This window comes from Sphingomonas sp. Leaf25, from assembly GCF_001421635.1.
Taxonomy (GTDB): Bacteria; Pseudomonadota; Alphaproteobacteria; order Sphingomonadales; family Sphingomonadaceae; genus Sphingomonas.
The window spans coordinates 299,858-313,371 of record NZ_LMKU01000023.1; the positions used below are offsets into that span (position 1 = coordinate 299,858).

Sequence of the window (13,514 nt, forward strand, 5' to 3'; positions counted from 1 at the left end):
ACCATCTGACGCGCCGGATGCTACCGCCGGCTGGCCGGATCGTGACGTTTCGGTCATCCGGCATAAAAAAACGTGGCCGGCACGGATGCCGACCACGTCAGGGGAGGGAAGGGTTGAACCGGACCGATCAGAAGCGGCCGCGGATGCCGACCAGCAGCGTGCGGCCGGGGTTGTATTCGTTGAAGGTCGCGTTGGGGAACTGGAAGTAGCTCGCCTGCGCCTGCTTGGTGATGTTGATGACGTTGACGACGACGGTCGGCAGATAATCGTTGCCGAGGATCTTGCCGAGGTCGACGTTGCCCGAGAAGTCGAGCTGACCATAGTTGCGGCCGAAGATCGCGCCGTTGGTGATGCCGTTCTGGTTCAGCCCCGAACCCTGCGACCCTTCGTTGTAGGTGTAGGTCAGCCGCGTCGACAGGCCGTTGCCCTCATAATAGCCGGTCAGCGTATAGGTGGTGGGGGCGACGCCTAGCGCGACGGCGGGGGCGCCGGTGCCTTCACCCTTCTGGTCGATCAGCGTCAGGTTGCCCTGCACGCCGAAGCCCTCGACGCCGATATGGCGCGTCAGGAAGTCGAGCGGCTGGGTGATCTGGAATTCCAGACCGTTGACCTTCAGCTTGCCGTTGGCGTTCACCTGCTGCTGGATCTGGATCAGCACCTGTTCGGGGGCGATGCCCGAGGGGCGGGCGCGATCGATCAGCGCCTGCTGCTGCGCCTGCGTCAGCGACGAGAAGGTGATGCCGAACGGTTCGAGCGTCGAGAAGGGAACGGTGTTGACGCCGTTGATGGTGAAGCCGGTGATCGATTTGCGGAACGCCGCCACCGCGATCACGCCTTCGCCGCCGGTATAATATTCGAAGCCGAGGTCGATATTGTCCGAGATATACGGGTTGAGCGCGTTGTTGCCGAGCGTGCCGACGTCGGCCGATGGCTGGACGAAGCTGGCGCCGGGCAGGAGCTGGTTCGGATCGGGCCGGGTCATCGTCCGCGAGATCGAGCCGCGCGCCACCGCCTTGCGCCCGAAGTTGTAGGCGATGCTCGCCGAGGGCAGGAAGTTGGAATAGAGCCGGTTCGTCTCGGTGAAGTTGATGATCGGCGCATAGCACGACCCGTCGAGCGCGAAGTTGTTGGCGCTGCTGCCCGGGCAGGTCACGCCGTTCCGCGTGTTGAGCGGATTGGGCACGGTGGTGCGCCCGCCGACGACCTGTTCGGTACGGACATAGCGCACGCCGCCGTTCAGGCGGATGGTGTCCTCGTCGCCCACGTCGAACACGCCGTTCATCTCGACGAAGGTGCCCGTCACCTTTTCGCGGATCAGGCCGCCGTTGGCGCCGCTGCTGCCCGCCCCCGTCTCGGTCGCGCCGGCGAGCAACTGGTCGTACCCGGTCGCCGCCTTCACCTTGTTCCAGTCGACGGTGACGAAGCCATTGTCGCCGGGCAGCAGATAGGAGGGGACCGCCGCCGTCGGGATGATCGACCCGCGATAGACGAGCGGCGCGCCGCCGACGGTCGCCGCCGTGCCGTACGCCGGATAGGTCGGATAGCCCGAGGGCGCGACCGTGCCGGGCAGGTTGGCGCCGTCGCAGATCGGCTGGCGGTTCGGGCTGGGCAGCACCACGCTGGGGTTGTTGCCACAGATCGCGGCCTGCCACGGAATGGTGTTGTCGAACGGCGTGATCCGGCGGCTGACGTCGTCATAGGCGCCACCGACGCGGACGCTGAAACGCTTTTCGTCGCCGAACAACAGGCTGCCGCGGATGCCGCGCGTCTCGGTCTTGCGCTCCTCGCCGTTCAGGTTGACGCGGCCGCCGCCCGCCCAGCCGAAATTGGCCGGATTGTTGAGATCGACGTTGCTGGTGATCGACGGAATGCCGCCGTCGTTCTTGTAGGTGACGGTCGTCCCGCTGCTCGGCGGGGTGATGACGAGGAAGGTCGGGCTTTCGCGGCGGAAGTTGCTCTGCGTGTAGTTGGCCTGCAGATCGCCCTTGATGAAATCGTTGACGACGAACTCGGCACCGGGGTTCACGCCCCAATAGTCCTGCGTGTCCTTGTAGGGGCGATATTCGAGGAAGAACTGCGCATTGGCATAGGTGCCGCCGGTGACGGTGCAACCGGCCGAACAGTCGGTCTTGTCATAGGTGGTGTTGAGCGGGATCGCCGCGCCGTTGCGCACCGCCCAGTTCATCGCGGTGCGGGTGAATTCGGTATCGCGCTTGGCGTACATGCCATCGACATAGAAGTGCAGCGCGTCGCTCGGCCGCCATTCGAGGCTGACGAGACCGTTGTAGCGGGTGCGTTCGCCGATTTCGGTGCGCGGCCGGCCGAGGCGCGGCAGGATGCCGTTGTCGATCTGGTCGATCGTCGCACCCGGATTGTTGCGCAGCAGGAACGCCTGATCGATCACCGTACCGGCGATCAGGCCGTTGCCGGCATTGGCGGGGACGGTCGTCGGAATGGTGAAGTTGCCGCCGCCGGTCGCGTTGCGGGTCGCCGAGCTGCTCTGTGCGGCGGTCAGATTGGGGTTGGTCCAGCCGACCGTCTCGAACCCGTCGACGCGGAACTGGTTCTTGACCGCCGCGCCGCCGACGAGAATGCCGAAGTCGCCGAAGGTCGCGCTGGCCAGCACATGGCCGCGATAGCCCCATTTGTCGGCGGTGCTGACCTTCGAACCCTGAAGGCCATAGCTGATATAGGGCTTGGGATTGTCGAACGGCCGTGCCGAACGCAGGTTGACCGTGCCGGCAGCACCCCCTTCGATCTGGCTGGCGGTCGGGGACTTGCTGACGGTCAACTGGGTGAACAGCTCGGTCGGGATCAGGTCGAGGTCGACTTCGCGGTTGGTGCTCTGCGCATCGAAGCGGACCGAGGCGATCGCCGCCGGCGCGCCGTTCAGCAGCACGCGGGTGAAGTTGGTGCCAAGGCCACGGATCGCGACGTTGGCACCTTCGCCGGTCACTTCGCGGCTGATGGTCACGCCGGGGATGCGGTTGACCGATTCGGCGATGTTGGTGTCGGGAAACTTGCCGATGTCCTCGGCGAAGATCGTGTCGGTGAAGCCGATCGAATTGCGCTTGGCGTTCGTCTGGCTGGTCAGCGACGCACGGTAGCCGGTGACGACGATGTCGTCATTGCCGGTGGTGGACGGGTCGGCCGGGGCCTGCGCGGTCGAATCGATCGCGGTCGGCTGGGTCGCGCCGGCACCATCCTGTGCCTGCGCCTCGGCGGCGGTGGTTTCGGTGACGACGGTGGCGGTCGGCGGGGTGGTGGTCTGCGCCAGCACCGGCCAGGCGGTGGTGCCCAGCAACAGCATCGAGAGCGAACCCGCGCGACGCAACAAACCCGTGGTGGCCATGAAACCTCTCCCCAATGACGCCGCGGATTCGCGGTCTGATGGAAAGGTGGTAGCGCTATCAGATGGGTTGCGTCAACTGGCTAGACCAATTGTATGAATCGTCTTGCCGCAACCGGTCTGGCGTGCCGCCCGGCCGAAACCGGGCGGCAGCCGGCCGGGTCAGCGACGGCGCATCGGGTCGATCGTCACGATCGTGCCGTCGGGATTATAGGTCAGTTCCGTCACCTTGACGTTGCGCAGCCGCGTCTGTCCCGACAATTGCGTGTCGGCATAGAACAGCCACCATTTGCCGTTCGCCTTCACGATCGAATGATGCGTCGTCCAGCCCTCGACCGGATCGAGGATGCGGCCGGTATAGGTGAACGGTCCGTAGGGCGAGGTGCCGATCGCATAGTTGATGTAGTGCGTATCGCCGGTCGAATAGCTGAAATAATATTTGCCGTTATATTTGTGCATCCACGACGCTTCGAAGAAACGCCGGTCGTGATCGCCGCCGAGCAGCGGCTTGCCCTGCGGATCGAGGATCACGACGTCGCGCGGGGCCTCGGCGAATTCGGTCATGCTGCCGTCGAGCGCGGCGACCTTGGGCATGAGGGCCGGCTTGTCGTCGGCCATCAGGTCGGTCTTGGAGCCGTTCGGATCGTAGGTGCCGGTGGTGTTGCGTTGCAACTGCCCGCCCCAGATTCCCCCGAAATACATATAGCTGCGACCGTCGTCGTCGGTGAATACCGCCGGATCGATCGAGAAGCTGCCCTTGATCGGCTGGGGGTTGGGCACGAACGGGCCGGTCGGCGATTTGGAGGTGGCGACGCCGATGCGGAACGCGCCCTGCCGGTCCTTGGCCGGGAAATAGAGATAATAGGTATCGCCCTTCTTCGCGGCATCGGGCGCCCACATCTGGCTGGCGGCCCATGGCACCTGCGCCACGTCGAGCGCGACCGGATGCAGCGTGACCGGCCCGCCGACGCGGTCCATGCTCATTACGCGATAGTCGCGCATCTCGAAATGCGCGCCCAGATCGTCCTCGGGGGTCGGCCCGTCGATGTCATGGCTGGGGTAGACGTAGATCTTGCCGTTCCACACATGTGCCGAGGGGTCGGCGGTGTAGATTTCGCTGACCAGCGGCTGCGACAGATAGCGCGCCGGATCGGACCGCGCGGCGGGGGCGGCGGCACTGGCCGTCACGCGCGGGGTCGGGGCCGTGGTGGTGCACGACGCGAGCATCGCGGCGGACATGGTCGCCGCCCAAGTCATTCTGGTCATCGTCTCTCCTGATCGCCGCCATCGCCGGTGGTCAGGCCGATCGTTAGCGCTATCACCGCCGGTTGGGCAAGGTCGCGTTCGCCCAGCACGGCGTGGTCATTGGTCTTACAATATAACGGGCGAATGCCAAACCACGGATGGCATATGGCAGGTTGACGATCGGTCGATCGCCGGGGATGATAGCGGTAACGAGAAATAACCCGGCCCAAGGAGAGACAATGCCGCGGTATCCCGATCATCGGTACGCCGCCTGCGCGATCGCGCTGACGATATTGGTCAGTCCGGTCGCCGAGGCCCAGACGCAACGCATCCGGCTGGACGAGTGGCGGTTCCAGCAGGGCGATCCGGCAGGGAACACCGTCGACCTGCGGTACGACGTGCGGCCGGTGGTCGAGCGCAGCGCCGACGGCAAGGTCGCCGACGCCATGCCCGATGCGGCGGTCGTGGTCGACGCGGCGAACCAGCGGGTGTTGAAACCGTGGATCCTGCCCAGCGCCAATGCCTTCATCGCCGATCCGGCGAAGCGTCATGTCCGGCCGGCGGGCGATCCGGGCAGCGACGTTCCCTATGTCCGTGCGACCTTCGACGATGCCGCGTGGCAACGGGTGCGGTTGCCGCACGACTGGGCGATCGCCGGACCGTTTCTGAAGGACGGCCCCTATGGCGGCATGGGGCGGCTCAGGACCTGGGGGCCGGCATGGTATCGCCGGACGATCGACATCGCCGCCGCCGATCGCGGCAAATCGGTGTTCCTCGATGTCGAAGGAGCGATGGCCTATGCCACCGTCTGGCTGAACGGGCATCTCGTCGGCGGCTGGCCCTATGGCTATAATAGCTGGCGGCTTGATCTGACGCCCTATGTCGTGCCGGGCCAGCGCAACCAGTTGTCGATCCGGCTCGACAATCCGCCCGAATCGGCGCGCTGGTATCCCGGCGCCGGCCTCTACCGCGACGTGTGGCTGGTGAAGACCCGGCCGGTGCATGTCGCGCAATGGGGCAGCGTCGTGCGGACGCCCAGCGTGTCGAAGGAGGCGGCCGAGGTCACGCTGGCGCTGAGCGTCGACAATGACGGCACCACCCCCGCGACCGTCGAGGTGACGAGCGACCTCTACGCACTCGACGCCAATGGCGCGCGCACGGGCAAGGCGGTGGCGCGGATCGCGCCGGTGCGGCAGACGGTGGCGGCAAAGGCGACCGCCCGGTTCGACGGGCGTACCACCATCGCCCATCCGCGGCTGTGGGGACCGCCGCCGACACAGGCACCCAACCGCTATGTTGCGGTATCGCAGGTGCGGCGGAACGGGCGGCTGGTCGACAGCTACGAGACGCGCTTCGGCGTGCGCGACATCCGGTTCGAAGGTGCGCGGGGCGTTCTGGTCAATGGCGAGGCGGTGACGCTGAACGGCGTCAACAACCACCATGACCTCGGCGCGATCGGCGCGGCGTTCAACATGCGCGCGGCCGAGCGGCAGTTGGAGATCCTGCGCGAGATGGGCGTCAATGCGATCCGGCTGAGCCACAATCCGCCGGCGCCGGGGCTGCTCGAACTGACCGATCGCATGGGCTTCCTCGTGATCGACGAGGTGTTCGATTCGTGGGAGCGCAAGAAGACCCCGCTCGATTTCCACCTGATCTTTCCCGACTGGCACGAAGCCGATCTGCGCGCGATGCTGCGGCGCGACCGCAACCACCCGTCGATCATGCTGTGGAGTGTCGGCAACGAGGTGGGCGAGCAATATACCGGCGAGGAGGGGGCGAAGATCGCACGCGAACTGGTGTCGATCGTGCGGCAGGAGGATACGCGGCCGACGACGACCGCGATGAACTATGCCAAGCCCGACATGCCGCTTCCGGCCGAAGTCGACGTCATCAACATCAACTATCAGGGCGGCGGCATCCGCACGCTGCCGGGACAATATCCCGGTTTCCGCGCGAAATTCCCGACCAAGGTATTGTTCGAGAGCGAGAGCGCGTCGGCGCTGAGCAGTCGCGGCGAATATCTGTTCCCGGTGTCGGGCAGCGTCAGCGGGCCGGTACGCCCCGGCTCGGGCGGCGATCCGGTAACGCATCAGGTGAGCGCGTATGAACTGCACGCCGCCGATTTCGGATCGACGCCCGACCGCGAATGGTCGGCGATCGACCAGAATCCGGGAGTCGCGGGCGAGTTCGTGTGGACCGGCTTCGATTATCTGGGCGAGCCGACGCCCTATTATACCTCGCGCAGCTCCTATTCGGGGATCGTCGATCTCGCCGGTTTTCCGAAGGACCGCTACTGGCTGTATCAGGCGCGCTGGCGGCCCACCCTGAAATTCGCGCATATCCTGCCGCACTGGAGCTGGCCCGGCCGCGAGGGGCAGGTGACGCCGGTGCAGGTGTTCAGCTCGGCGGACGAGGCGGAGCTGTTCGTGAACGGCGTGTCGCAGGGCCGGGTGAAGCGCGCGCCCTATGCCTATCGCTTCCGTTGGGATTTCGTGACGTACCAGCCGGGCGAGGTGAAGGTCGTGACGTGGAAGAACGGCCAGCCATGGGCGAGCGAAACCGTGGCGACGACCGGTGCGGCGACCGCGTTGAAGGCCAGCGTCGATCGCAACCGGATCACGGCGGACGGCCGCGACCTCGCCTTCGTCACGCTCGACGTGGTCGATGCGGCGCAGCGAGTCGCGCCGGCGGCCAAGCCGCCGGTCCGCTTCCGGGTGGAGGGGCCGGGCGTGCTGGTCGCGACCGACAACGGCGATCCGACCGACCTGACCGCCTTTCCCTCGGCGGTGCGGCATGCCTTCAACGGCAAGGCACTGGCGATCGTCCGCGCCGACGAAGGCGCGCGCGGGCCGATCACGCTGATCGCCGAGGCCGACGGACTGGTCCCGGCGCGGGTCGTCATCACGCCGGTTCCGCCCGGCTGATCGCGGCCGCCGGCGGGGTGCCGGCGATGCGACCGAACAATATCGCCAAAGCCTGATCCATCCGCTATGGGCCGCTCGCCCGGCGCGATGCCGACACCCGGGCGGTGTGAAGCTGTCACACTTCGTCGATAGGACGACCCGTTCATTCGGCAGGGGAATATCGATGACGAGCGCAGCGCTGGAGCGGGATGGACGCCCCGGCCCGAAACTGGACGACAATTTCGGTCGTGCCGGTTCCCTTGGGTTCGTTGTGGCGATCATCGCCGCGCTCGGATACGTGTTCTACAACGTCTATCGCGATGCCGCCGCCGTCAGCGTCGATCCGCTGACGCTGATGCCCTTCGCGCTGCTGTTGCTGGCGCTGGTGATCGCGCTCGGCTTCGAATTCGTCAACGGTTTCCACGACACCGCCAATGCGGTGGCGACGGTGATCTACACCAATTCGATGCCGGCGCATGTCGCCGTCGTGTGGTCCGGGGTGTTCAATTTCCTCGGCGTGCTGTTGTCGACGGGGGCGGTGGCGTTTGGGATCATCTCGCTGCTGCCGGTCGAGCTGATCCTTGGCGCCGGATCGGCGTCGGGCTTCGCGATGGTGTTCGCGCTGCTGATCGCGGCGATCGTGTGGAACCTCGCCACCTGGGCGCTCGGCATTCCGTCGTCGTCGTCGCACACGCTGATCGGATCGATCATCGGCGTCGGCGTGGCGAATGCGATCATCCAGGGGCGCAGCGGTTCGGCCGGCGTCGACTGGGACAAGGCGGCGGACATCGGCAAGGCGCTGCTGGTATCGCCCGCGATCGGTTTCGGCGTGGCGGCGTTGCTGTTTCTTGCGATGAAGACGCTGGTGCGCAACCGCGCGCTGTATGAAGCACCGGTCGCCGATACGCCGCCGCCGCTGTGGATCCGCTGCCTGCTGATCTTTACCTGCACCGGCGTCAGCTTCGCCCATGGATCGAACGACGGGCAGAAGGGCATGGGGCTCATCATGCTGATCCTGATCGGCACGGTGCCCACCGCCTATGCGCTCAACCGCGCGGTGCCCGCGCAATATGAGGCGCAGTTCGCCACCAACAGCGCCGCCGCGCTCCGCGTGCTCGGCCCGCGTGCGCAGGTGCAGGCCGCGCCCGACGAAGCGACTGCCCGCACCCAGGCGCAAAGCTACATCGCCTCGCACAAGATCGCCGCCGACACCGTGCCCGCCGTATCGACGCTGATCGGCACGATCGACCAGCAGGTCCGCGAATATGGCCGTCTGGCCAAGGTGCCCGCCGCCGTCAGCGGCAACATGCGCAACGACATGTATCTGACGTCGGAAGCGATCAAGCGGCTGTCGAAGGAGAATGCGCTGGCGCTGACCGACGCCGACAGGCAGGTGCTGACCGAATATCGCGGCTCGCTCGATTCGGGCACGCGCTTCATCCCGCTGTGGGTGAAGGTCGCGGTCGCCTTCGCGCTCGGGCTCGGCACCATGGTCGGGTGGAAGCGGATCGTCGTGACGGTCGGCGAGAAGATCGGCAAGACCCACCTGACCTATGCGCAGGGCGCATCGGCCGAACTGGTGGCGATGGGCACGATCTTCGGCGCCGACAGCCTCGGCCTGCCGGTGTCGACCACGCATGTCCTGTCGTCGGGCGTGGCCGGAACGATGGCGGCCAACCGGTCTGGTTTGCAGATGGCGACGGTGCGCAACCTGCTGATGGCATGGGTGCTGACGCTGCCGGTGTCGGTGCTGCTGTCGGGGTCGCTGTACTTCCTGCTCAACAAGCTGTTCTGATTTCGGCGGCGGGGAACGCAGGACCATGCCGACCCCGCCGTTGCAGCGCGATCCCGTCGCTTGGGCGATCCTGCTGCTGACATGGTTTTCGTGCGCATGGTTCGGGTCGTGGGAGTTTAATCCGAACAACGCGGTGCGGATGTTCGCCGCGATCGCGATCGTCGAACAGGGCGATGCGACGATCGACCGTTACGCGCCGCTGACGATCGACAAGGCACGGTTCGGCGAGCATTATTATTCGGATAAGGCGCCGGGCATGACATTGCTCGCGCTGCCGGTCGTCGCGGTGGCCGACCGGCTGTCGGGGGTGACGTCGAGCGACTATACCCCGGCGTTCGAGGATCCCGGCTTCAATCGCTTCCTGAAAATCCGTATCCGGCTGGTCGCGGCGCTGGTCTGCGCGGGCCTTACCGCGCTGGCGGCGATGCTGCTGTATGGCTGGGTGCGCGGCCTGACGGATGATGCGGGCGCGGGCGTCGTCGCCGCGCTGAGCTATGGGCTGGGCACGACCGTCTGGGGATGGTCGACGACGATCTTCGGCCATGCGCCGGTGGCGGCGTTGCTGGTGATCGCCGGCTGGGCGGTGTGGCGGGGGAGCGCGTCGCCCGCGATCCCGTGGCGCTATCCGCTGGTCGCCGGGCTGGCGCTGGGCTGGGCGGTGCTGATCGAGCATTCGGCGCTGATCGCCGGACTGCCGGTCGGGCTGTACGCGCTATGGAGCCTGCGCGACCGGAACCGCGCCGAACAGGGCCGGGCGGCGGGAATCGTGCTGGCGGCGGGGGCGAGCGCGCTGGTCCTGCTGCTCGGCTACAACTGGTTCGCGTTCGGGACGGTGTTTCGCCTCGGCTATTCGGGCGTCACCGATTTCGCAGGGATGCAGGAGGGGCTGTTCGGGCTGACCTATCCCAAACCCGGTGTCCTGTATCAACTAACCTTCGGCGAGCGGCGGGGCATGCTGTGGGTCGCGCCGATCCTGATCGTCGCGCCATTCGGGATCGCGCTGCTGATCGCCGATGCGCGTACCCGCGCGGTCGGATGGCTGGCGCTGGGCGGGGCGGTGCTGCCGTTCCTCATCAACGCCTCCTATTATTACTGGGACGGCGGCAATGCGACCGGTCCGCGCCATGCGCTGCCCGCCGTGGGGTTCCTGTGCCTCGGCATCGGCATGTTCTGGGCGCGCGCACTGCGCTGGTCGCGGCTGGCGGTGGCGGCGTTGCTCGCCGGATCGGTCGTGCTCAACATGGCGATCGCCAGCGCCGAGATCACCGCGCCGGGCACGGTCGAGCGGGCGGTGCGCGACGGCGTGTTCGTCGAGCGGTTCGATCCGGGCTATCTGCGCACCGTCGCCGACGAATGGCTGGGCTTTACCCCGTGGCAGGGGCTGGCGATCTGGTCGGTGGTGGCGGGCGCGATGCTGGCGGTGCTGCTGCTGCTGCTGCGGCGACGCCCCGCCTGATCGTTTATTCGGCGGCCTGCGCCTGGGCCGCAGGGATGTCGAAACCGAAGCGCGCCTCCACGTCCGGGTCGAGCCATGCGTGGATATGGGCAAGGTCGGCGTCCGATACCCGATCGTAGCGGGTCGGCACGAACTTGCGGAAACCCTGCCCCTTGTAGCTGTCGTGCGACACGAAGGGTTCGCTGCGGGTGAGGCCGGTGGCCGCCGCCAGAGCGTCGATCACCCCCTGCGGATCGGCGAGGAACGCATCCTGCCCGAGCAGCGCGACATGGTGCGCGCGGTCGCCAAGCTCGCTCCAGTGGCGCAGCTTCGCGGTCCGCTTGGCGAGCGGGTTGGCGAACCGGTCGCCGGTCATGGGACAGCGTTCGTGCAGCATCTCGCGCCCCAGCACCGGATGGTCGCTGTCGACCCCCCAGAATTCCTGGTCCCAATAGCTGTGCCACGGCGCGCGGATGAAGTCGGAGAAGCCGAGCGCCTTGAGCTCGGGATGGGCGTGCCATGGCTGGCGGTGCAGGCTGCGCACCCAGTCTACGGCATCGCGCGCGATCACCAGCACCATCACGTCGCGCGGGAACAACACCTGTTCGGGCACGAACCAGTGTTTGAAACCGCAGCTTTCCGTAAAGGCGGCAGGCCCGAGGTTCGCCTCGATCGAGCGGATCAGCACGTTGGTGCCCGAACAGCGTTGTCCATAGACCTGGATCGCCCGGATCGGGGCGTGCCCGCGCCGAAGCAGCGACAGGCCGGGACGGGGGCTGGTCCAGCGTTCGGGCATGGGTAATTCCTAGCGATCGGATCGGAAATTGTTGCGCTACCGCAATAACTTAGCTATGCGGGATACGCCGGGTGCGAACAAGGGTTCCCCGGCCGGAACGCAGCGTACGCCGCTGTCGATAGTCGGGTTCTCCGGGGGATATATGACGACACGGCCGATCACCTTCTTCATCCATCATCAAGGGCGCGGACACGCCAATCGCGCGATGGCGATCATCCGCGAACTGCCGCCCGAACGGCGCGTGACGATCCTGTGTGCGCGGCCCGACCTGTTCGACGGGTTCGACCGGCCGATCGAGCTGATCGAACTGCCCAACATGATCGGCGCGCCGGTGCCGACGCGGGCGCTGTTCGACCAGCCGACGCCCGAGGTGCTGCACTGCGTGCCGTTGGGCGTCGATGCGACGCGGCGGACGATGCGCACGATCCTCGACCATCTCGACGATGTCGGCCCTGCGCTGTTCGTGGTCGACGTGTCGGCGGAAATCGCGCTGATGGCGCGGATCGCGAGCGTACCGGCGATCAAGATCCGCATGCACGGCGACCGGACCGATCCGGGGCATCTGGGTGCCTATCAGGCGTGCGTTGGCTTGCTGGCGCCGTTCGATGAGGGCATCGAGCAGGATGATTTCCCCGACTGGGCGCGGGCCAAGACCTGCTACACCGGCGGCCTGTGTACCACGACCGATCCGGTGCCATCGAAAGCCGAGGCGCGGGCAAGGCTGGGGATCGATCCGAACCGCGAGGTCGTACTGGTGCTCACCGGCGGGGGCGGGGCGGGGACGCCCTATGCGCCGCTGACGATGGCGGCGCGGGCGGTGCCGGACGCGCTGTGGCTGGTGATCGGACCGGTCCACCGCGAGGGGCATGAAACCGACTTCGGCAATCTGGTGGAGAAGGGCTGGGTCGCGAACGTCACCGATCATATCGCGGCGGCCGACGTCGTCATCGCGTCGGCCGGGGACAATACGGTGCACGAGATCGCGCGGGTCGGCCGGCCCTATATCTGCGCGCCCGAATGGCGCTATTTCGCCGAACAGACGCGCAAGGCCGACCGGCTGGCCGAGGTCGGCGCGGCGGTGGCGCTGCACCGCTGGCCGGGGTCGCTCAGCCCCTGGCGCGGGCTGCTCGACGCGGCGAAGGCGCTCGATCCGGCGGCGCTGGCGGCGCTGTACGATCCCGCCGCCGCCGCCCATGCCGCCGATTATATCGAAGGGCTGGCGGTACGGCTCTGGGCGGAGTGACGCGCGGCGCGGGCGAAGCATCCCGCGGCGACCAGCCAGAGCGTGCCGAACAGGGCGATGCCGAGCGTGACTTCATACACGCCCTGCCCGCCCGGCGCGGCCCAGCCCAAGGTCCAGCCGAGCGTGCCGGCAAGCAACTGGGCAAGCGCGGTGCCCTGCATCACGCGGACCATGCCGGCGTTGCCGAACCGGACGAACAGCCCGCCGAGGATGGCGATGGCGAGGACGATCAGGAACACTGCATTGGCTGGATTATCCCCGTCGCCGAGCAGGCCGACCGCGGCGTTGCTCCATAGCAGCAGGAAGGCGGTGCCGATCGCGACGATCGCGCCCGCGCGATAGGCGGGGTTGCCCGAGGTGCGCACCGCCAGCTCGATCATCCCGCCGAGTGCGGCGAACATCGCGGCGGCGAAGCCGTAATCCGCCGGCGTCCATGGTGCGCCCGCCGCCCATGGCAGCAGCAACAGACCGGCGAGGCCACTCCATCCGAGAAGCCGCCAGGGAAAGGTGGGTCGCCGGACTGTACGCATCGGAGCCTCCATCGTCGTGATCGATCGGACGATAGGCGGACGATGTGCGGCGGGTATCGAGCCGGCATGCAGATTTGGTGGATTCGCTCTTGGGACCGATCGACATTTAACGGAATGGCTTCCCAATCTGCTCCCCTCCCTGAAAGGGAGGGGGTGGGGGTGGGTTGGCCGGTTGTGGAGCGCTTACGTTTCCTCTCGGGCCGACCCACCCCCAACCC

Annotated in this window: 8 protein-coding genes; 4 read left to right on the plus strand and 4 right to left on the minus strand. The window is 66.9% G+C overall.

Annotated features, from left to right (window positions below; genetic code table 11):
• Window positions 1-127: 127 nt before the first annotated feature.
• Together ASE78_RS09140 and ASE78_RS09145 are read right to left on the minus strand one after the other, a co-directional pair.
• Window positions 128-3,352, minus strand: coding sequence for a TonB-dependent receptor (locus tag ASE78_RS09140; protein WP_235514961.1), 3,225 nt, complete (start codon window positions 3,350-3,352; stop codon window positions 128-130).
• 159 nt (window positions 3,353-3,511) lie between these two features.
• Window positions 3,512-4,615 (minus strand): glycoside hydrolase family 43 protein, encoded by a 1,104-nt coding sequence (locus tag ASE78_RS09145; RefSeq protein ID WP_056495959.1) that lies wholly within the window; start codon window positions 4,613-4,615, stop codon window positions 3,512-3,514.
• A 218-nt stretch (window positions 4,616-4,833) separates the two neighbouring features.
• On the opposite strand from ASE78_RS09145, the gene galB reads away from it, so the two are divergent.
• The 3 genes from galB to ASE78_RS09160 all read left to right on the plus strand — a co-directional run bounded on the left by galB (window position 4,834) and on the right by ASE78_RS09160 (window position 10,748).
• Window positions 4,834-7,518: a beta-galactosidase GalB gene (gene galB, locus ASE78_RS09150; RefSeq protein WP_056495963.1), complete on the plus strand. Its 2,685-nt coding sequence runs from the start codon at window positions 4,834-4,836 to the stop codon at window positions 7,516-7,518.
• 163 nt (window positions 7,519-7,681) lie between these two features.
• Entirely contained in the window at window positions 7,682-9,292 is a 1,611-nt protein-coding gene (locus ASE78_RS09155; protein ID WP_082467099.1) for an inorganic phosphate transporter, read from the plus strand.
• Window positions 9,293-9,317: 25 nt separating this feature from the next.
• Window positions 9,318-10,748, plus strand: a complete 1,431-nt coding sequence (locus ASE78_RS09160; RefSeq protein ID WP_056495965.1) for a hypothetical protein — start codon at window positions 9,318-9,320, stop codon at window positions 10,746-10,748.
• 4 nt (window positions 10,749-10,752) lie between these two features.
• On the opposite strand, the gene ASE78_RS09165 is transcribed toward ASE78_RS09160, so the two are convergent.
• The gene (locus ASE78_RS09165) at window positions 10,753-11,523 is read right to left on the minus strand and encodes a hypothetical protein (protein ID WP_056495968.1); all 771 of its coding nucleotides are present in this window, start codon (window positions 11,521-11,523) and stop codon (window positions 10,753-10,755) included.
• Between the two features lie 142 nt (window positions 11,524-11,665).
• Between ASE78_RS09165 and ASE78_RS09170 the strand changes: the two genes are divergently transcribed.
• Window positions 11,666-12,766, plus strand: a complete 1,101-nt coding sequence (locus ASE78_RS09170; RefSeq protein ID WP_056495971.1) for a glycosyltransferase — start codon at window positions 11,666-11,668, stop codon at window positions 12,764-12,766.
• Here the strand turns inward: ASE78_RS09170 and ASE78_RS09175 are convergent.
• Complete coding sequence (locus tag ASE78_RS09175) at window positions 12,727-13,296, minus strand: hypothetical protein (RefSeq protein WP_156351383.1); 570 nt, start codon at window positions 13,294-13,296, stop codon at window positions 12,727-12,729. The genes ASE78_RS09170 and ASE78_RS09175 overlap by 40 nt on opposite strands.
• Window positions 13,297-13,514: the final 218 nt, after the last annotated feature.

Coding starts and splice junctions, on each gene's coding strand:
- ASE78_RS09155 (WP_082467099.1), top strand. CDS start 7,682: ATGACGAGCGCAGCGCTGGAGCGGGATGGACGCCCCGGCCCGAAACTG.
- ASE78_RS09175 (WP_156351383.1), bottom strand. CDS start 13,296: ATGCGTACAGTCCGGCGACCCACCTTTCCCTGGCGGCTTCTCGGATGG.
- ASE78_RS09160 (WP_056495965.1), top strand. CDS start 9,318: ATGCCGACCCCGCCGTTGCAGCGCGATCCCGTCGCTTGGGCGATCCTG.
- ASE78_RS09145 (WP_056495959.1), bottom strand. CDS start 4,615: ATGACCAGAATGACTTGGGCGGCGACCATGTCCGCCGCGATGCTCGCG.
- ASE78_RS09140 (WP_235514961.1), bottom strand. CDS start 3,352: ATGGCCACCACGGGTTTGTTGCGTCGCGCGGGTTCGCTCTCGATGCTG.
- galB (WP_056495963.1), top strand. CDS start 4,834: ATGCCGCGGTATCCCGATCATCGGTACGCCGCCTGCGCGATCGCGCTG.
- ASE78_RS09170 (WP_056495971.1), top strand. CDS start 11,666: ATGACGACACGGCCGATCACCTTCTTCATCCATCATCAAGGGCGCGGA.
- ASE78_RS09165 (WP_056495968.1), bottom strand. CDS start 11,523: ATGCCCGAACGCTGGACCAGCCCCCGTCCCGGCCTGTCGCTGCTTCGG.